Annotated in this window: 2 protein-coding genes; both read right to left on the bottom strand. The window is 71.0% G+C overall.

Annotation, left to right across the window (positions count from 1 at the left end):
• Window positions 1-11: 11 nt before the first annotated feature.
• Complete coding sequence (locus RTK35_RS05670; protein WP_316907586.1) at window positions 12-1,667, bottom strand: ShlB/FhaC/HecB family hemolysin secretion/activation protein; 1,656 nt, start codon at window positions 1,665-1,667, stop codon at window positions 12-14.
• Window positions 1,655-20,968, bottom strand: coding sequence for a leukotoxin LktA family filamentous adhesin (locus RTK35_RS05665; RefSeq protein ID WP_316907585.1), 19,314 nt, complete (start codon window positions 20,966-20,968; stop codon window positions 1,655-1,657). The genes RTK35_RS05670 and RTK35_RS05665 overlap by 13 nt, the downstream gene beginning before the upstream one ends.
• Window positions 20,969-21,064: the final 96 nt, after the last annotated feature.

The following is a 21,064-nucleotide window of genomic DNA, read 5'->3' as shown; positions in this document are numbered from 1 at the left end:
CGTTGTGTAGCTCAGCGCAGTACGAACTGGGCCAGCAGTTGCCCGCTGTCCTGGTCCGGCACCACGTCCTTGAGGGTGTTGGCGGCCACGAGGCTGGCACTGAAATGCCGGCCCCAGTTGAAGTTGAGACCGACGCCGACGCTTTGCAGGTCGACATCGGCGGTGCCGAGCTCCATGGCCCGGCCGTAATCGAAGAACACGAATGGTTGCCAGCGCTCACTGTAGCGCCAATGCATTTCAAGATTGAGCGTCATGCCCTGGGGCGACGAGATGACCCCCGCGTCATAGCCGCGCACGCTGCTGATCCCGCCGAACTGGTAGTACAGGCTGGAGGGCAGGTTGGCGGCGTCGGTGGCGTACTGCCAGCCGAACCGGCCGACGGCCTCGAAGCGCGCCGGTAGCGAACGCATCAGGTAGGCATCGCCGCCCAGCAGGCTGTAGTTGCCGCTGTCGCCGGTGATGCGGTTGTCCAGCGTGGCCTGGCGCACGCGCTGCTCGTAGCGCAGGTACCAGGGCTGGCTGCGGTATTCCAGCTGGCCCTTGAGGATCATCTCGCGGATGTCGGTCTCGCTCAGCCCCACACCCTCGATGGTGGTTTCCGAGGCCTGCTGGCGATAGGCGACGCCGCCCAGGGCCTGCCAGCGCTCGTTCAGCCACCACGGCTGGTCGTAGCCGATGCCATAGCTGCTGGAATTGCCCTCGATGTTCAGCGCCGCGAACGGGCCCTCCTCGATCTGCAGGCGGTTCGCCGAACCCTCGACGAACACCACCCCGTTGTAGCGGTTCACCGGCCGGCTGTAGCGCAGGCTGCCGTAGCGGCTGGCCTCGCTGGCCATCAGCAGCAGGCTGAAGGCATCGGCCACGCCAGTGGGCGAGAACCAGGTCAGGCTGCCGCCGTACTGCTCGCGGCCGCTGCCCTCGTTGCCGTAGTTGTTGAGGAACAGGCTCCATTGCAGCGGGTCCGGCTCGTAGGCCTCCAGGTCCACCCGCGTGGTGCCGAAGCGCTGGCCCGGCGCCAGGCTGGCGCTCACCTGCGGTCCCGGGGTGGTCGAATTGAAGCGCTGCAGCGCGGTCATCAGCGCCTGGCTGTCCAGGGTCTTGTCCGCTTCCACCTCCAGGCGCTGGCGGTAGAAGTCCTCGTCCACCGCCTTCGGCGCGCGCTTCCATTGCACCTGGTCGACGCTCGCCTCGATCAGCACCACCCGCAGCACACCGTCCGCCAGCTCCTGGGGCGGGACGATGGCACGCGCCGTGAGCTGGCCGCGCTCGGTGTACAGCGCGTTGATCCGACGCAGCAGCGCATTCAGGTCGGCAAAGCCGATCGGCCGGCCGACGTACTCGCCGGCCAGCGCGTTGAGCTGCTCCCTGGGCAGGAACACCGAGCTGTTGAAGCTGATGCCGCGCAGGCTGAACTGCACATCCTGCTCGGGCAACTGCTGCTCCGGAGCCGCCTCGCCCTGCAGGGCCGGCATCTGGATGCGCCGGGCGCGCTCCTCCACGTCACGTGCCTGGCGCTCGCGCTCCAGCCGCTCACGGCCGAGCCCGGGGTCGATCTGCCCGGATACCGCAGCGGGCGTCAGGTCCGCCGCCAGCGCCGGCTGCAAACCGCTCCACAGCAGCAGCGGCCACACCAGGCGCAGGGGCGTCCCCTTCATTACAACTGCCACTGCGTGCCCTCCTGGTGCCAGCGTTCGAGATCAAGGTTCATGGGTACTGCGTTCTCCTCACGGGCGCCCTGCCAATTGGGCGTCCAGGTACTCGGGGCGGCCGGTGCCTGCAGCAGGCTGGCCAGGCGCTGGGCCACCCCGCCGCCGGACAGGTGCTGGTCCAGGTAACGCGCCGCGCTGATGCCCTGGTAGAGCACCCCGGTCGGCGTTTCGGCGTGGGCCGTGCTGAAGTTCTCCACCAGCACCTGGTGGGTGGTGCGGCGGTGCAGCACATAGGCGCTGGTGGTGCTGGTGAGGTCGTCCTGCTTGAGGCGGAAGGCCTTGTCCAGCTCGTACAGCTGCACGTCTGCCCCGCCCTGGTAGGCCGGCGACAGGTTGTCCATCAGGATGCGTGCGCTGCCGGTCTGCAACGCCAGGCGGTCGACACCGGCCGCCGCCAGCAGCTCGACCCGGTTGCCGCTGACCTTGATGCGGCTGTCCACCGCATTCAGGCGCGGCGAGCGCACGTCGGCGGCGTCCAGCTCCAGTTCCAGGCGACGGGCGTTGGCCTGGCCGCTGCCCTCCACCCACAGGTCGAGCTGGCCGGCGCCGGTGTGGCGGCCATAGAGCTGGATGTCACCGCCCTGCAGCGACAGGCGCTGGCCGATGCCCGCGTCCGCCACCCGCACCAGGTCGCCGGCCCACAGCGCCAGGCGCGGCGCCTCCACCTGAGTCAGCTGGATGTCGGCCTGGGCATCGCCGCCCGCACGCCGGCCGGCGTCCACGCTCGCCCCCTGGCCCGCACGCAGCACGCTGCCGCGCACGTCCATCAGGCTGTCCAGCAGCGCCTGGCCCTGGGCCAGCAGCTGGTTGAAGCCGATCTGCCCGTCCGCCTGCCAGGTCTGGTTGCCGCCGCTGCGGCTGGTACCGCTGACGCTGATGGCGCCACGGGCGAGCAGGCTGACATCGCCGCTGGCACCCAGCGAACCCAGCGTCAGGTGCCCACCGCTGACATCGATGGAGCCTGCCGCCGCCTCGATCACCGGCGCGCTGACGTTGCCGCTGGCCTGCAGCACCACGTTGCCGCTCAAGGCCTGGCCCTGGTACGGCTGCGCAGTGGAGTAGACGCCCTGGCCGACGCGGATGTCGCCGCTGCGGGCCACCAGGCGCACATCGCCACCGGCGCGTACCGCCTCGTCGATGTTGATGTACTCGCCCGACTCGATGCTGACGTTGCGGCCGGCGGTGACGCCTTGCAGGTCCACGTTGCCGGCGATGATGAAGGTCAGGTCACGCCCCGCCTCGGCATAGCCGCTGATGTCCAGGTTGCCACCCAGGCCGATGGTCAGGTCGCGCCCGGCCTTCAGCGAGTAGGTGCCGCCGTAGCGCACCGTCGGCATGTTCAGGTCGCCATTGGCCACGATGCCCACGTCGCGCTTGGCCTCCACCAGCAGGCCGGAGATGTTGCCGTGGCCCTGGCTGGCGGCCCCGCTGGCCTGCAGGAAGATGTCGTCCTGCAGGCTCTGGGCGCGACCGAAGAACAGGTTGCGGCCGAGCATGCGCAGCTCGCGCTCAGCCTCGGCATTGCCACCGAAAACGTCGCCATCGGTCTGCACCAGCAGGTCGCGGCCGGCCTTCAGGTGCGACGGCACCAGCACGTTGGCCGCCGACGGATCGGTCAGCAGGCCGAAGCGGATGGTGCCCAGCGAACCAGCGGCCGTGGTCAGGCGCATATCGCTGCCGCTCAGGCCGCTGAACAGGCTCAGGTCGCTGCGGCTGTGCAGGCGCAGTGTGTCCGCCGCACGCGCCGTACCCACGTCGATGCGCCCGGCTTCCAGGTCGATGCCCTGGGCCCGGCTGGTCAGCGCGCCGGCGTGGAACAGGCCATCGGCGCGCAGCAGCAGCGCGCCACGGGCACTGTCGAGCAGGCCCAGGTCGGCGCTGCCGACCCGCACCTCGATGCCCTCGCCCACTTGCGCCTGGCCACCGGTCCAATCACCCGCGCCGGTCAGCGTCAGGCTGTTCGCCACCGTCAGGTCGCCATAGCGCAGGGCCGTGCCGGCCACGCCACTGTGGGCCAGCAGCGCCTTGCCCTGCACCGTCGCCCGGCCCAGGTCGAGTACGCCGGGCAGTTGCAGGTCGAGGTCGCCGCCCACGTCGAGCTGGCCGATGCGCGAGGCACTGCCGACGCGCATCCGCACGCCGCTGCCGCTGTTCAGGCTGGAAAGGCGCAGGTCGCCGCTCAGTTGCAGGTCGGCATCGCGGGTCAGGACCACGTCACCCACCTGCGCCGAGCCGCCGTTCAGCAGCCAACGCTGGGCGTTCAGTCGGGTCAGTTGCAGCGCCGGGGCCGTCATGTCGGCCACGCCCTGCAGCGTCACCTCGCCCAGGCGCAGGTCGGCGGCCTTCAGCACGGCGTTGGCGCCGCCGCCGAGGCTGTTCACCTGCAGCAGGCCGGTGGTCGCCAGGTTCAGTTCGCCGTTGGCGTTGGCGCGGTCGATCAGCGCATCGCCGGCACGCAGGTCCAGGCGACCAGCCGTATCCAGGCGGCTCGCGTCCAGGCGCTGGTCCACCACCAGGTTGGCGCGGCCAGCGGCCACGACAGCGCCCAGGTTGGCGTTGCGGCTGTGCAGCTGCACATCGCTGCCGCTGTTCAGGCTGGAAAGGCGCAGATCGCCGCTCAGTTGCAGATCGGCATCGCGGGTCACGACCACGTCGCCCACCTGCGCCGAACCACCGTTCAGCAGCCAACGCTGGGCGTTCAGTCGGGTCAGTTGCAGCGCCGGGGCGCTCATGTCGGCCACGCCTTGCAGCGTCACCTCGCCCAGGCGCAGGTCAGCGGCCTTCAGCACGGCGTTGGCGCCGCCGCCGAGGGTGTTCACCTGCAGCAGGCCGGTGGCCGCCAGGTTCATCTCGCCATCGGCATCCGCACGGTCGATCACCGCCTCGCCGGCACGCAGGTCCAGGCGGCCGGCCGTACCCAGGCGGGTCGCGTCCAGGCGCTGGCTCACCACCAGGTCCGCACGGCCCTCGCTGCGGCCGGTGCCGATCTGAGCGCGGGTGGCGCGCAGGGTCCAGTCACCGCCGGCCTGCACCTGCTCGGCGACCAGGTGGCTGACCTCGACGCCCAGCGCACTGCCAGCCTGCAGCCGGCGGTAGTCCGCCAGGCCATTGCCGTGCAGGGCCAGGCGGGTGCCGGCCTTCAGCAGGTCGCCACGGGTGTCGCCGTCCAGGTCCAGGTACAGCGCACCACCGGCCACCGCCTGGTCCAGCTGCGGCAGGCTCACGCGCAGGGCGCCGCCGGCCTCGCCGATGTCACCGTCGGCGTGCAGCTGGGCCTGGCCCGGCTGCTGGGCACTGAGGTTGACCAGGCGATCGCCGTTGTCCAGCAGGTGGCCACCGGCGCGCAGGTCGAACTGCGGCTGACCGCTGGCGGCCCGGCTGACCAGTTGGCCCAGACGCATGTCGCCCAGGCTGCGCAGGCGGATCAGCCCGTCGGCCAGCAGGCGCACGCCGCTGTCCATGCGCAGCTGCTGGCCTTCCATGTCGGCCTGTCCGGCGATGTCCAGCAGGCTGCGTGCCCCGAGGCTCAGCAGGCCGTTGCTGATCAGCGACAGGCTGCCGGCCTTCACACGGTTGTCCGCGCCCAGGGCCAGGGAATTGCCGGTCAGCTCCAGGCGGCCGGCGTCTAGCTGGGCGCCGCCCAGGCTGTGCAGGTCGGTCCCGGCACTGGCGCGCAGCAGGCCGCCGGATTTCAGTGCGCCGCCCAGGCTGATACCACGCAGGCTGGTCAGGCGCAGGTCACCCAGGGCTGCTGCATCGCTCACGGCCAGGTCATCGCTGGCGCCCAGGCTGAGGTCGCCGGCGGCGCTCAGGTTCTGCGCACCAAGCTTGCCGACCACGGTGACGCCCATCGCCCCGCCGGCCTTCAGGCCGTTCAGGCTCAGGTCCTTCTCGCTGCTCAGCCAGATGCCCTGGCCGGCCTCGGCGGACAGGCTGCCGCCGCTGGCCGATTCCAGCTGCACCTGCAGCGCGCCGCCCTGGGCACCGATGCTGCCGCGGGCCTTCAGGCGGATACTGCGGCCGCTCACCGCGAGGCCGCCCAGCGCATCGCTCAGGCTGCCGTCGCTGGCCTCCAGGTACACGTCCCCCACCGCCAGAACACGGCCGATGCGGAAGTCACCCTTGAGCCAGCGCAGCGCCACGTCCTGGCCGGACGAGGCCGCCAGCAGGCGACCGCTCACGTCCAGGCTCAGTGCCCGCGACGGGTCGCTGGCATTGCCCAGGCTGCCATTGCCGGCCAGCAGGCTGAGGTCCCCACCCACCCGCAGCAGGCCGCTGCTGCCGGCGGCCACCAGCAGGCTGCCGGGGGTGGCCAGGCGCGCGTCCTGGCCGACCTTCACCGCGTCCAGCTGCAGGTCGCCGTTGGCCTGCAGGAACAGGTGGCCGCCCACGTCGGCGCTGAACGCCTCGCTGGCGGACACGTAGAACGGCAGGGTGCGGTTGACCGATACGCGGGTCACCTGGCCGTTGGCATCACGCACCAGCTGCACGTCACCCGGTGCGTTGGCCACCACCAGGGCCGCCGCCTGCGCCGCGCTCAGGTTGCCGCTGCGCAGGTCCTGGAAGTCGATGTCGAGGTTGTTCGCCAACTGGCCGACATCGCTGGCCACCTGCAGGGTCACGCGGCGGCCCGAGAGGTTCGGTTCGGCGTTGCCCACCGAGGAGCCGCCACTGGTGCCCAGGGCGACCTTGTCGATGGCGTAGCGCAGCTCGCCCTCGGTCCACACCGCATCGCGGCCCAGCGCATCCAGCTGCGCCTGGCTGGCGTGGAAGGCGAAGGCCTCGTTGTAGGTCCTGAACGCCGCCGCATCGCGCCAGCCGGCGCCGATGTCGCGGCTGAAGGCGTCTTCCAGCAGGTCCAGGCGCGCACGGGCCTGGGCCACCACCTCGGCGTCGCTGAGCCCGGTCTTGCCGGCGCGCAGCTCGGCCAGCGGCCGGTACAGCTCGATGCCGCGTGCGTCCAGCTGCAGCTCACCAGCGGTGTGCTTGCCCAGCTGCAGCAGGCTCCAGTACTCGCGGTACTGGGCGTTGACCTGCTGCTCGAAGGGCGTGGCAGTGGTGACGCGGATGTTGTCCTCGGCGCCCAGGGCGCTGGTCAGCTTGAGGCGCTCCCACACCGAGGCACGCTGTGCATCGCTGAGGGTCTGCGCCGCCAGGCGGCGGTTGGCGTCGCGCAGCGAGCCATTGGCCACCCGCACCCATACATCGCCGGTGCTGGAGGCAATGCGGCCGACCCACAGGTCGCCCTGGGTCTCGTCCAGGTAGATGTCGCGCACCGCGCTGGCGTCCACGCGGCCATCCACCACCGAGCCATCGGCCTGGGTGCGTTCGGTCACCTTCAGGCGCAGGGCCTGGCCGGCGCCGCCGATGGCCTCGCCACTCTCCAGCACCAGGTTGCGCGCCTGCAGGTGCACCTGGCCCGGATCGCTGATGCCCGCCAGCAGGCTGCCGCTGGCCCGCAGGGTCAGGTTGCCCTGCTGCGAGGCCAGGGTACGCAGCACCGCCGAGGAGCTGAGGTCCAGGTTGATGGAGCCGTTGGCCGTGGCGCGCAGGGTGCCGCCGTCCACCAGGCCGGCACGGAAGGCCGACAGGTCGCTGCCGATGGCGCCGCCGGCCTGCAGGTCCAGATGGGCGCTGTAGAGGCTGCTGGTCTTCAGCGAGAGGATGTCGCCACCGGCGCGCAGCGTGGTGGTGCCGGCGGCGTTGTTGAGGCGGCCGGCGGTGTACAGGTCACCGCCGGTGGTCACATCGATGCTGCCGCTGCTGTTGCCGACGAAGCTGATGCTGAACGGGTTGTCCGCCTTCACCGAGTGCTTGACGGTGATGGAGGCCGCCAGCGGGTAGCGGTAGGTCCAGCCTGCGTACAGCTCGCCCTTGCGGTCGCCATCGGTGTGCTGGCCGCTGGCGATGAACCCCCAGTTGCAGCCCTCGCCGAGGTTCTTGCCGCAGCCGTGGTAGGCCACGCTCCTGCCGTCGAAGTTGCTGAACGACCCGCTGATGTCCTGCTGGTAGGTGGCGTCGTTGGCCTGCTGCACCACGGTGCCGGTGCTGTAGGTCCAGTGCTCGTTGGGCGCCACGTCGTTCCACACCCAGTTGCTGACCGACAGCGGGTCGTTGGAGCCGATGCTGCGCGACAGGTTGGCCTTCTGCGTCCACTCGAAGCGGGCATTGGCCAACGGGTTGTAGCTAGCGCTGCTGGCACCGCTGGTGCTGACCAGGCGGGCACTGGCCAGGGAGTTGCCGCCGTTGGCATTGTCGTAGATCGCCAGGCCCTGGCCCTGGGTGTGCACGTACCAGGTGGTGGCGTAGGCGTTGCCGGCCACCGGCGCCTTGAGGGTGTCGACGATCTGCACGATGCCCACCGAGCTGTTGCCGGTCTCGATGTTGCCCAGCTGCAGCGCGCTGGAGGACCTGTTGGTCACCTGCACCTGGCCGTAGCCGTTGTTGACCTTGATCGCCCCCAGGTTGTTGGTGCTGATGATGCCGCCCTTGAGGTAGACGAAGCCGCCGCCGGAGGCGTTGATGTCGTCCAGCTGGATGGTGTTGGTGCCGAAGTCGAACTTGGCCGCCACCGCCCCGCCGGTACTCAGCAGGTACTGGGTGGGGATGTCCACCAGGCAGGCGTCGCCGATGCGGCAGTCCTGCTGCGACACCCAGTTGTCGAAGTCGGCATCGATCACCAGACTGCGCTGGGTCTGCTGGCCGCTGGAGATGGTGCCGTTGATGTCGATGTACTTGGCCTGGATACCCACCTGGCCACCGACGATCTTCGAACCGCCCTGCAGGCTGGCGTTGTTGTAGCCATAGGCCTTCTTCTGCAGCGCCATGCTGCGCACCACCGGCATCCACGAGTCCTGGTTGGTGATGCCATGGAACTGCACCGCCTGGCCGGTGAAGGACTTGCCCACCGACTCCGAGCACACCGAGCCGGTCGCCGGGCGGCAGCCGCCGAACAGGACGATGCTCGAACCGGAGTCATCGCCATAGATGGCGCCCTGGTAGAGCAGCCCCCGGTTGCTGTCCCCCAACTGGCTGCCGTAGAAGGCGTTGGCGATCAGCTCGATGGCGACATTGGCCGAGCCGGTCACCGCGGCGAAGTTCTTCCACTCGCTGAGCGGGTTGCCGCCCACCGAGTAGTACTTGTCCGGCGAGAACACGGTCATCGAGCCGTTCGGCACCTCCACCAGCACCTGCTGGCCCCAGGTGGTGCCGAACTGGCCCAGGGAGCCGTTGGCGTTGGCGATGTGGATCAGGCCGCCCTGGTTGTAGATGTCGTCGGTGAGGAAGATCGCCGGGCCGTAGGACGAGTTGCCCGCCCCACCGCTGTAGGTGTTGCTGATGCGCACCTGGGCGCGCTGGGTGCTGGCGGTGCGGCTCACGTGGCCGCCGAAGGTCGCCTCGCTGGCCCCGCCGGTGAACAGCACGCGGCCGCTCGGCTGGTCGGGGATCAGCACCGAGCCGATCAGCAGGTAGTTGTTGCTGCGGTTGGTGATCTCGATGCGCGGTGCCCCCTTGGCGGTGAGCGAGGCACTGCCGCTGACCCGGTCGGCCTGCACGGTGATGTTGCCGCCGGCGGCGAGCATGTCGCCAAAGCCGAAGGCGCCCACCGCGCTGCTCGACAGGGTGCCCCGGAGGATCTGGCTCACCTCCGGGCTCATGCCGGTCATGCCGTCCAGCCAGGCGGTCGGCACGAAACCGGGGGTGAAGGTCACCGGGATCGGCAGGCCAGCGGTTTGGGTCAGGTTGCCGTTGGCGTCGATCTCGATCAGCAGCTCGTTGTAGCGGCCGGCGATGAAGGTGCCCTCCAGGCTGACCTGGCTGTCCCGCTCGGTCTTGGTGGTGCTGTCGCGGTCGGTGACCGGGATGAAGCCCAGCTGGTAGCCCCGCGCCGTGCCATCGGCCGTGGCCGAGACCTGGGCCTTGAAGCCGCCGATGGTGATGTCGCGCGCGGCCACCACCTCGCTGCCGCTGGCCACCGTCACCCGGGTGGTGTCCTTCACCAGGCTGCTGGCGCGGGCCACGGGGATAGCGATGATCCCGCGCACCACGCTCTGGGCCGAGGCATCGGAAACCAGCGACGAGGTCCAGCGGCCGTCCTTGTCCTGGCCGGCGCCGAGGGTCACGTTGCCCAGGGCGAACAAGCGGGCGTTGCGGCCCACCGACACGCCCTGGGTGCTGGTCAGGGTGCTGTTGGCCACCGTGCCCGCGCCACCGGCCGCGCCCCAGGTGCTGGCCAGGGCTTCGGCGGAGGTGCCGGCGCGGTGGTAGGTGTTCAGCGCCAGGCTGCCGAGGCTGTGCAGGCTGCTGCCGGCACCGACCTTCACCTGGCTGTCGAGGGTCACGTCGTGGCTGGTTTCGACCCCGCCCGCCGCGATGCCGCCGCCGGTGCTCAGGGTGGCGTAGTCACGGGTGAAGACCTGCTGGCTGGCCAGCAGCTGCAGGGACTTGGCCCAGTCACCGTCCTGGGCGCCGGCCAGGCTGGCGTTGTCGCCCACCTCGACCCGCGCGCTGCCGCTGATGTCGGTGTCCGACACCACCGCCTGGCCGCTGATCACGCCGCCGCCCGCGCCGCTGGCCGCCGCGCCCGCGTGGTGGCTGGCGAACAGGTTGGAGGCCTCGGCCAGCAGGTTGCCCTTGGCGAAGAGCAGCGCGCCGTCGCCGATCTCTGCCGCGCTGGTGCCGGTGATCTGGTTGCGCGCCAGGGCGCCGCTGCCGCCGAGCAGCGCGGCGTTCACCGAGTCCGCCTGGCTGGCGTAATGGCCCTGGTAGGTGGCCTTGAGGGTCAGCGCGCCAGCCACGTTCAGCTGGGAGCCGCTGCCGATGCGCGCCCGCACCACACCGTTGGCCAGGGTCTTGGCCACGCTGGCATTGCCGGCCACCAGACCGCCGCTGCCGGCGGTGCTGTCGGCCTGGTTGAGGTCACGCCCGCTGGCGTTCACGTCCAGGCGGGTCAGCGCGCCCTGCATCGCCCGCGCGCCGAGCAGCGCCTCGGTCAGGGTCACCGCCTTGGCTTCGGCCACGGCGGCGCCCAGCGCCAGGCCGCCGGCGGAAATGCCCAGCGCCTTGGCGTACTGCTGGGTGCGGCTGTCGGCGAGGATGTCCACCGCGCCGGCCGGCAGCTTCAGGTCGCTACCGGTGGCCGCGGTGACCACCGAGCTGTTGGTGGCCGTGGCCACCGAGGCGTTGGCGCTGTAGTAGAGCGCGCCGGTGCCGGCCACCGCCTCGGCGCTGACGTTGGCGGTCTTCGGGTCGTAGCCGCTGCCGCTGCTGTCCAGCAGGCGGGCCTTGAGCGACAGCGACTGGCCGATGACCTCGTTGCGATCACCCAGGGTCGCGCTGACACGGTTGGCCGATTCGGCAACGGCCACCGAAGCGCCCACGCCGAGGGTGCCGCCCAGGGTCGCGCCGATGGCGCGGGCCCTGGCACGCGGCGTGGCCTGGGCATCCAGCAGCACCTGGCCGCTGCGCGCCTCCAGGCGCACCTGGTTGCCGCTGGCGACCTGCACGCGGGTGCTGTCCTGGGCCACGGCCAGGGCGGCCGTACCGGCAGCCACCAGGCCGCCGGCCGCGCCGATGGCGTCGGCCGTGACGCTGCCCAGGCTCTGGCCCTGCAGCGCCATGTCGCTGGCGCTGAGCTGGGCCCCGCCCGCCAGGTTCAACTGGGCCGAGCCGGTACGCTTGGCCGTGGCCACCACCACGCCGGCCGCCAGGCCACCGGCGGCACCACCGCCGGCTGTGCTGGTGACGCCGCTGTCTTCCAGCGCGCTGGCCTTCAGCGTGCCGGTGTAGGTCTGGCCGCCGCCCAGCAGGGCCTCGACCTGGTTGTTCAGCACGCCGATGGAGAGCGCCGCGCCCAGGCCGGCACCGAAGCCCACCGCCCCGGCATAGCTGCGCACGTCCAGCGCCTGCGTACCGCTGGTGGTGTCGCCGGGCTGCAGCGCCAGGGTGCCGCTGTGGGCGCCCAGCTCCAGGCTGGTGGCGCTCAGCGACACGGGCGACAGCTCGGCGGCCACCCGCGCGTTGGACAGGCTGAAGGCCATGCCGCCACCGGCGGCGATGGAGCCGAGCTGGCCCGAACCGGCCACGTTGAGGCTGCGCAGCAGGTCGTTGGCGGTGACCTTGACCACGCCGGCCGTCACGTTGCCCCCGGTGACCCGCGCCACCGTCTCATGGCGGGAGCTGGCGCCCGCGCCCAGGCGGTCCTTCACCGAGCCCAGTTGACTGGCGTTCTTCGCGCGGGTGCTCTCGGCGCTGGTCGTGGCGCGGCCGAGCACCACCTGGCCATCCACCAGGGACACGCTGTCGTACTCACTGACCGGCACATCGCGGTTGCCCAGGCGGTCGGCAGTGCTGAGGGTGCCCTTGCCGCCCTTGTCCAGCTCGGCGAGCGGGTCGTAGCCGTCCTGCGCAATCGCGCCCGGCCCCAGCAACAGCAGACCCAGGCTGCCACCCAGTGCCGCGCTGCCGCCGACACCGGCGGTGAGGGTGAAGAGCTTGGCGTTGGTTTCCCGCAGCGCCGTCACGCTGAGAGCGCCCGTCGTGCGGGTGTCGCTGTCGATCAGCAACGCGCGCACGGCACTGTTGGCCGCCAGCACGTTGGCCGCCGCGCCCAGGGACGGGCCGCCGCCCGCCACGCCCAGGCCGCCGGCGTTGAGCAGCGCACCGAGGCGATCGACGGCGTGGATGTCCAGGCTCGCCAGGCGGCGGCTGTCGCTGCCCAGGTCGGCATAGCGGGCACCGGCTTCGGTGGTGTTCTCCAGCACCACGATGTTGGCCGCCCCGGCCAGGGCCGCAGCACCGCCCGAGGCGCTGGCGCTGTTGCCGAGCACATCGGTGTCGCTGTCGGCCCGGATGCTCACCGCACCGCTGCTGGCCACCCGGGTGCGCGGGCCGTTGCCCTCGCGCTGGCCGACCCAGGCACGCACGGTGCTCTGGTTGTAGGCGAAGCCCTGGGAGGCACCGGCGCCCACCGCGCCACCGGCCACGCTGCCGACGTTGGCCGAGAGCTGGTTCAGTGCGCTGGCGCTGACTTTCAGCGCACCCACGTCGAGCTGGCTGCCCCGGTCCACCAGGGCCTGGGTGCTGCCCTTGACCACCAGCACGCCGGCACCGCCGGCCACGCCGACGATGCCACCGCCGCCGCTGACCACCACGTTGCTGGCGGCCTGGGTCGAGGCCGCGCGCACCGAAGTGTCGCCCCGGCTGACCAAGCGGACGTTGCTCAGGCGGGCCTCCACCTCGCGGCTGATCACGCCGCTGTCGAGGGTCGCCGCCACCGCCGCCACCCCGAGGGACAGCGAGGCGCTGAACACGCCGCCGAAGCTGAAGGCATGGCTGAAGGCTCCGACGCTGACCTGCTGGGCCAGGCCGGCGGCGCTGTTGTCGCCCTGGTTGATCGCCGCGTCCTCGATCCAGGCGCGGGTGGCGCCGGCCAACACATTGGTGTTGCTCAGTGCCGCGACGGAACCGCTGTACAGCGGCACCAGGCTCACGGCGGTGCTGTTGCTGACCACGCCGACCTGCTGCAGCGAGGTGGCACGCACGGCCAGGCCGCGCACCTGCTCGGTCTGGGTCTGCAGGTCGAGCACCGGGGTGAACTGCTGGGCGCTGGCCCAGCTGCCGGTGTTCGGGGCGTTCTTCAGCACGCCGCTGTCCACGGCCACCGCGTCGCCCTTGGCCAGCGCATCGACCTGGGTGCCACTGCCGCTGATGCCGGCCTCGGTGGTGCTTTCGACCACCGTCACGGTGGCCAGGCCGGACACCGCAGCGGTGCCGCTGCCCGAGAGGATCAGGCCGCTGGAAAGCACGCGGTCGTTGTTGGCCGCCTGCACCACGACGTTGTTGTCCGCACGCACCCGCGCGCCGCCGTCGATGAGCGCCTTGCTCGCGGTCAGCAGCAGGCTGGTGGATGCCCCGACGCCCACCGAAGCCGTGCCGGAGCCCGAAATAGAGGTGGACAGGGTGTCGATGGCCGCGCCGGAACGGGCGCTCACCAGCAGGTCCCTGAGGGTCCAGCCCTCGGCGTTGCGGTTGCCGCGCACCCGCGCCTCGATGCGGTTGCCGACATGGTTGACGGCCGTCGCCAGGCCCGCCGAGGCCGTGCCGCCCACCGCCAGGCCACCGGCGACCGAACGGATGACGGAATCGTCGCTGGCCTTCACGCCCAGCGTGCCGGCGCTGCCGGCGCTGTTGTCCACCAGCGCCTCGGTGACCATGCCGATGTGGTTGCTGGTGTTGGAGAAGCTGCCAGCGGCCGTGCCGCCGACGGCACCGCTGAGTGCGCCGCTGTAGATGCTGCCGCCGCTGCGCGCGGTGACCGCCACCGCGCTGCTGCCGGCACCGAGGTAGCTGCCGAGGATCTGCGCCCGGCGCTGCTGGTCGATGGTGCTGACCGCGATGGCCCCGGCCCCGGCACCCGTTCCGGCGCCCTGGACGTTGCCGGCCAGGGTGACGATGTCGGCATCGCCCTCGCTGGCGAGGACCTTCACCCCGTTGGCGCCGGTGACGGTGCTGCCGCTGAGGCTGGCACGCTCCTCGCCCTGGATCACGTTGGCCGCCACCGAGGCAGCCACCGCCGCCGTACCGGCACCGCCGCCGCCCAGTGCGGCGGAACGGATGCGCGCCGCACCGCCGGCCTTCAGCTCCAGGCTGCCGGCCAGCTCCACGACGCTCTGGCTGATCTCGGCGATGCGCTTGGCCAGCACCACGTTGTTGGCATTGGCCACGCCGAAGGAGGCGGTGCCGGAACCGCCGCCGACCCCGGCGAGGCTCCAGATGGTGCGGTCGCCACGCGCCGCCGAGAGCGACAGGCTGCCCACCTTCAGGGTGCTGTCGGATACCGTGGCCTGCTCGCTGCCCTCGATCACGTTGCTGGTGCTGGAGCCGTTCACCGAGAAGGTGCCACCACCGCCGCCCGCCAGGGCCGCGGAGTAGATGGCCTGGCTGCTGCCGGCTGCCAGGCTGGCGCTGGAGAAGCCGCTGACCAGGCTGCCGCCGCTGATCTGCGCCGCGCGATTGATGCCGATGCGGTTCACCGACAGGGCGCCGCCCACGGCACCGGTGCCGCCGCCGGTCACCGAGCCGGACAGCGCGGCGATCATCAGGCCGCTGCCGGATGCGGCGTCGAGGGTCAGGGCCTTGCCGCTGCCCTGGGTGCGCAGGGTGCTGTTGTTGACCCGCACGCGGTCGCCACCGCCGATGTTGTTGACCACCACCGAGCCGCCGACCCCGGCGGTGTTGCCCCCGGCGGCGTCCACGCCGACGCCCCAGATGGCGCCATCGAAGGACGACTCCAGGGTCGCCGCGCCGGTGAGGTCGACCTTGCTGTCCAGCAATTCGGCGTTGCGCTGGGCTTCGATCAGGTTGACCGCCACCGCACCACCGACGCCGGCCGCGCCACCGCCGGCCGCCAGGTTGAAGGCCAGCGACCAGATGTTGGCCGCCGAGGCCGGCTGGCGGGTGCTCAGCTTGAGGTTCGCCGCCTCCACCGTGGCCTTGCTCAGTTGCGCGGTGACGACGTCGGCGATGCGGTTGAAGACCATCGCGCCGCCCACGGCGACACCGCTGCCGGACACCACGCCGGACAGCGCAGCGCTGATGATGCGGCTCTCCATCCGCGCGGCCACGTCGAGGTTGCCGCCCAGCTGGTAGGTGCCGTTGCCCACGGTGGCGCTGGCGTGCTGCTCCAGGTCGGCGAGGCTCAGGGCGCCGCCGACCGAGGCCGTGCCCTTGCTGCCGGTGATGTTGCCGGCCAGGGAATACAGGCCGCCGCTGCGCACGGCGGAAACGTCCAGGCTGGCCGCCTTGAGGGTGCGCCCGCCCATGTCGACGCTGGCGCTCACGTCCCCTCGGCCGACCAGCGCGGTGGCCGAGCCGGAGACGCCGACCGCCGAGCTGCCGGCAGCGCCGATGGCTGCAGCGATCACGTCCGAGCCGTGGCCGGCGCGCACCGCCAGGGCACCGCTCAGGTCCACCAGGCTGTTGGCCAGGCTGGCACCGTAGCGGCTGCCGGCGTAGACCAGCGCCAGGGAGCCGCCGACGCCGGCCTGGCCACCGCTGGCCGCCAGGCTGCCGGCCACGGCCATGACCGCTTCACCGGCGATCTGCCCATTGAACAGGTCGTGGGAGGTGGTGCCGTCGGCGACGCCGCCTTCCACCAGGTTGTTGTTGCTGGTGTGCTTGACGTCGATGCCGGCGGCGGTGCGGTTGCCGTCCTGGTCCAGGTCGCTGACCGAGAGGGTGCCGGCGGCGGCCGCGCTGAACAGCGCGTCCAGCGGGCTGGCGCCGGTCAGGCTCTGGGCGGTGACGCTCAGGCTGCCGCCCTTGAGGGACGACAGCTTGAGGTCGACCGGGTTGTTGTCCTGGGTCGGGTCCCAGCCGTCGACACGGGCCGTGGTGCTGTTGTTCAGCACCAGTGCCACCAGCGAGCCGGCCCCGGTGCCGCTGTCGCTGCCGGTGCTCACGGCGGCGGCCAGGGCCCCGCCGAGCACGCGCGCGGCGCTGTTGGCGGAGAGGTCGAAGCGGGCGAAATCCTCGGCCTGGCTGCCCAGCCACTCGGCCGCCAGGGTGTTGTTGAGCACGCCGACCACCACCGAGCCGCCGACGCTGCCGCCGTTGCCCTTGCTGCCGGCGAAGGCCCCGCCGCCAAGCATCACGCGGGCGCGGTCATAGGCCGCGACCTCGATGCTGCCGGGCGCAGCGGCGCGCTGCAGCACGCGGCTGTCGATCACCTGGGCGACGGTCTTGTTGCCCATGTAGCCGGCCGAGCCGGACAGCGACACGGCCACGTTGGTGTCGGTGCCGGCGGTGGCCACCGACAGGCCCAGGCCCATGGCGATCTGGTCGCCACCGCTCAGGGCCTGCACGCGCAGGGCGTCGTTGTTGGTCAGCGTGGCGTTCTGCAGGCGCGCTTCGGTGACGTTGAGCAGGTTGTTGAAGGCCAGCGCACCGGACAGGGCCGCGCTGGACTCGCTCTTCTGCTTGCCGGCCAGGGTGATGGCGCCGGCACCGGAGCCGCTGTACTGGTGGGTCTGGTTCAGCGCCAGCAGGTTGACCGTGCTGCCGCCATCCGCGAGGGAGCGCGGGTCCAGGCTGATGCCGCTGACCAGCGCGCGGCTCTTCTGCGCCGAGATGTTCAGGCTCGCCGAACCGGCACCGGCAATGGCGAAGCCCTTGCCGCTCTGGTCGCCACCACTGCCGCCGCCGTCCGAGCCGGAGCCCGGCGCGGGATCGGGGGTCGGCGCCGGATCCGGGTCAGGGCCGCCGCCCCCGGGAGTCGGGGCGGGTGCGGGGGCGGGCTTGCCCTTGAACAGCCCGGTGAAGCTGCCCCAGGCGCCCTTGAGCTTGCCGCCGACGGTCACGCCGACGTCCTTGACCTTGCCGGCTGCGCCGCCGGCCACGTTGAGCCCGTCGGTGAGGCCGGTCACGCCGAAGGTCAGCGACTGCAGGATGGACTGGCCGAAGGAGTCCGCCAGCTCGGCGGTGGGCTTGCCGATGTCGCCGTTCTTGCTGGTGGAGGTGTCCTGGTCCTTCTGCTCGTCCTTGCCCTTGGCCACCGCCCCGGCGATGGCGAAGGCGCCGCTCTGGCCATTGCTCAGGGCCTGCACGTCGAGCTGGTTGACCTTCCACAGGCCGGTCTTGCCGAGGCTGAGCCCGGTGCCCATGACCGTGGGGCGCCAGCTGCGGTTATCCCCCACCAGGGCCTCCACCGTGGTGGTGAGTACGTTCAGCGCCAGGCCGCCGCCGAAGCCGGCGGTGCCGCCCATGGCCACGCCACCGGCAGCGGTCCACAGGCCCAGGCGGTGCTCGGCGTGGACGTCCAGCTTGTCGGCGTTGACGGTACTGCTGCTGTGCAGCGAGGCGCCCACCCTGGAGGTCAGGGTGTTGGCCACGGCGGCGCCGTTGGCGGCGGCACTCACGCCCTCGCCGGCCGAGGGGCTGAAGGCCATGACCAGGTCGTCCTGCAGGGCCGAGACGTTCAGGCCCTTGGCGTCGACAGTGGTGCCCGCGCCGATGCCGGCGGTGGCCTCGCTGAGAATGGTCTGCACGTTGACCGAGCCGCCCAGGGCGGTGCCGTCCTGGGTGCCGGTGACCTTGGGATCGGTGCCCACGCTGGTGCCGAACAGCAGCATGCCGATGTTGCCGGCCACGGCGAGTTGCTGGAGGTGATTCTCCGCGCCGACTTCAGCGACGCGCTGCCAGTTCCAGCGACGGTCCACCAGCAGCTGTTCCGAGGGCAGCAACAGCCCGTTGCTGTCGCGGCGGCGGTTGAGGCGGTCCAGCAGCGAGGAGGACCAGGCGGCGTCACTGCCACGGCGCGCGGTCAGGCTCACGTTGTCGCCGACCCAGGCCTGGGTCTGCACGGTGTTGGTCACCACCGACACCGAGCCGGTGATGGCCAGCTTGTCGGAGGTGCCCGTCGAGTTGGCGTACTGGGTGCTGAACAGCCCGCCGATGTCGTTCGGCCAGCCGGCCAGGGCCTTGAGGTTGGAGAAGACCGAGCCCAGCGAACTCCAGCGGTCGAAGCCACCGAAGCTCAGCGGCTGCTCGAAGCGTGCGCCCACGCCGACGCGGTCGGCGGCCAGCACCGCGCCGTCGCCGATCAGCGCGCGGGTGTCCTGGTTGTACACGCCGATGGCCAGGGCCACGCTCAGGGAGTAGTCGTTCTGGTCCTTGCCGGCGGACGAGCCATTGACCGTCGCCGTGGAGACGTTGTGCAGCTCGCGCAGCTCCTGCACGGCGGTGACCGTCAGGTCGCCACGCAGGTCGACGTTGGCGCCGCTGCCGATGCTGGCAGTGGCGTCGTGGTCAGCGGTGGCAACGGCCACGGTGGCGGCCAGGCGGTACTTGCTGTCGGTGGGCTGGGTCGGGTTGACGTCCTTGAACTTGCTGAGGACGTAGTTCTTGATCGGGTCCACCGTGCCCAGCGCGCGGAACTTGAGGAAGTCCAGCTTGCTCTTGCCGGCCTGGGAGCTGGCCTCGTTGATCTGCTTGGTGACCAGGTTCACCGCGCTGACGTTGAGGCGGTTGGCCCCCTTCAGGTCGGCATCGAACTTCGCCTCGGTGCGGCTGGCGAGCACCGACAGGGCCAGCACCGGGCCGCCGACGGCGCCGTTGCCGATGGACTTGAACTGCGCCTTGTTCTCCAGCGACTGCTCGGTGAGGGCGATCAGGCTGACGTCGCCGGCGGTGTTCAGCAGCGCGCCCTTGTGCACCTGGGCGTGGGTGGTGATGTCGCTGTTGGCCATGGCGAAGGCGAAGCCCACGGTGCTCAGCGGCTTGCCTTCGGCGTCGTGGTTGTTGGTGGACTCGGCGGTGACCTTGAGCAGGTTGTCGCTGCGCGCCTGCATGTCCAGGTGCTGCACGGCGGAGAGGCGCGCGCCGCTGCGCACGTCCAGCGCCGTGGTGCCGGAAATGCGCCCGAAGGCGATGCCGGCGTTGAACGGCAGGAAGCCGTTGACCACCGGGATGGAGAAGGTCTCTCCGGTGGACTTGCGGGTGCTCTCGGCATTCAGCAGCAGGTCACGCAGGGCCACCAGGTTGGCCTTGTCGAGGATGTCGACGCTGGCATCGGCGTGGGCGATGGACACCGCCAGATAGGGCAGCAGGCCCACCAGCTGGCTGAGGTCCTCGGGGTTGGCACCGATGCCCTTGAGCTGGTCCAGGTCCTTCAGCGAACCCAGGCCGGAGAGCGGCAGCAGCGAGTCGACGATGTTCGACCAGACCTGCTCGTCGCTCCAGTTCTCGCGCTGCTTGAGCTTCTCGATGCTGGCCTTGATCTCGGCGCGGTCGAAGAAGGCGTTGAGCAGGCTCGGGTCCACGCTGGAGGTGGCGCGGGCCTGCACCGACACGTCGCGGCCCTTGAGGGTGCCGGCCACGGTGACCTTGGCCTGGGCCGAGGAATAGCCGCCGATCTGCTTGCTGATGGCGTCGGCGCTGACCTGCACATTGCCGGCCTGGCCTTCGTTGGCATGGCTGGCGTCCACCACCGCACCGTTCTCGATCAGCACGGTGGCCGTGCCCTTGCCGACGTTGAGCACGCCACTGGGCTGGCTCTTGGCCTCGGCGATCAGCGCATCCACGCTGTCCAGCTTGCCGGTGCTGCCCTCGCAGGCGGCGCAGGCGCCATTGCTGATGGCGGCGATGCGGATGTCGCCGGATTTGCCGTTGCCCGCACTGTTGGCGACGCTGCTGATCTGCGCGCCGCTGCGCACGTTGACCGTGCTGCCGGTCAGTTCGATGCGGCCATTCTGGGTGTTGGCGCGGCGCGGGTCGGTGACCTTGGGCGCGGTGGCGATGCGCGCCGTGCCCTTCACCTCCAGGGTGTCGCCGGCGGAGACGTAGACGCCGCCACCGCTGGAATCCTTCATCAGCGCCAGCAGCTCGCCGGAGACTTCCGCCGACTCGCGGCCGACGATGCGCAGGGCGCCCTGCTCGCTCTTCACCGCCTGGCCGATGGCCGCGCCGTCGACGTTCACGGTGCCCTTGAACACCGCATCCGCCGGGTCCACGCCGCTGGCCACCAAGGCCTTGTCCGCCACCAGGGCAGCGGCGCCGAAGATATTCACCGAACCGGCGGCCTCGATGCGGCCCTTGATCTCCACCTTGCCGCGATCCGGGCTGGAGAGGTCGGTCACCTTGCCTGCGTCGTTGTAGCGCCCGGCGGCCAGGTCCTCTGCCACGCGGTCGCCCACGCCGTCGGTGCCGGACATGGCCACGGCAGAGAGCTGCTGCATCTGCTGCGCGCTGGGGGTGCTGACGGTGAGCGAGCCGACGTTGATCACGCCCTGGGAACCCACCACCAGGCCGTGGGGGTCGGCGAAGATGATGTGGCCGCCGATCTTGCCGCTGTCGGCGAGCACCCCGTTGAGGGTGCCGTTGATCATCACCCGGGAGTCGTGCACCAGGTTCACCAGCGCCGTGGCGCCGCCCGGCACGTAGAGGTTCACGGTGTTGCCGTCACCGACCTGGAACTGGCGGAAGGAGTTGAAACCGGTCTGCCCGCGCACCGTGGTGGTGGTGATGTCGGTGATCTTGCCGTCGGCGCTGACCTTCACCTGGGTACCGGTGCCCGGGTAGTTGATCACCCCCACGTCCGGCACGGCGTAGCTGCCGCCACCGACCTGGATGACGTTGGCCTCACCCCAGGCGGCGGACACGCCCCCCATGCTCACCAGCAGCGCGGCGGTGATCCGGTTGGGCTGGAAAGCCGGGCGGAAAGACCTGTGCGGAACGGCTTGGGAACGGCGCTTGGACGACATGCAGACCTCGTGTCAGACGGACTTTTGGCAACTCCCAATTGTCCGCGAGGCCCCTTTGGCAAAGCCAAAGACCGGCATTCAAGCTTGTGTCAAACC

The sequence above is a fragment of the Pseudomonas sp. zfem003 genome, from assembly GCF_032621675.1.
Classification (GTDB): domain Bacteria; phylum Pseudomonadota; class Gammaproteobacteria; order Pseudomonadales; family Pseudomonadaceae; genus Metapseudomonas; species Metapseudomonas otitidis.
The sequence above is the reverse complement of the archived record's forward strand: the minus strand, read 5'-3'. Positions and strand labels throughout refer to the sequence as shown.

Coding starts and splice junctions, on each gene's coding strand:
- RTK35_RS05665 (WP_316907585.1), bottom strand. CDS start 20,968: ATGTCGTCCAAGCGCCGTTCCCAAGCCGTTCCGCACAGGTCTTTCCGC.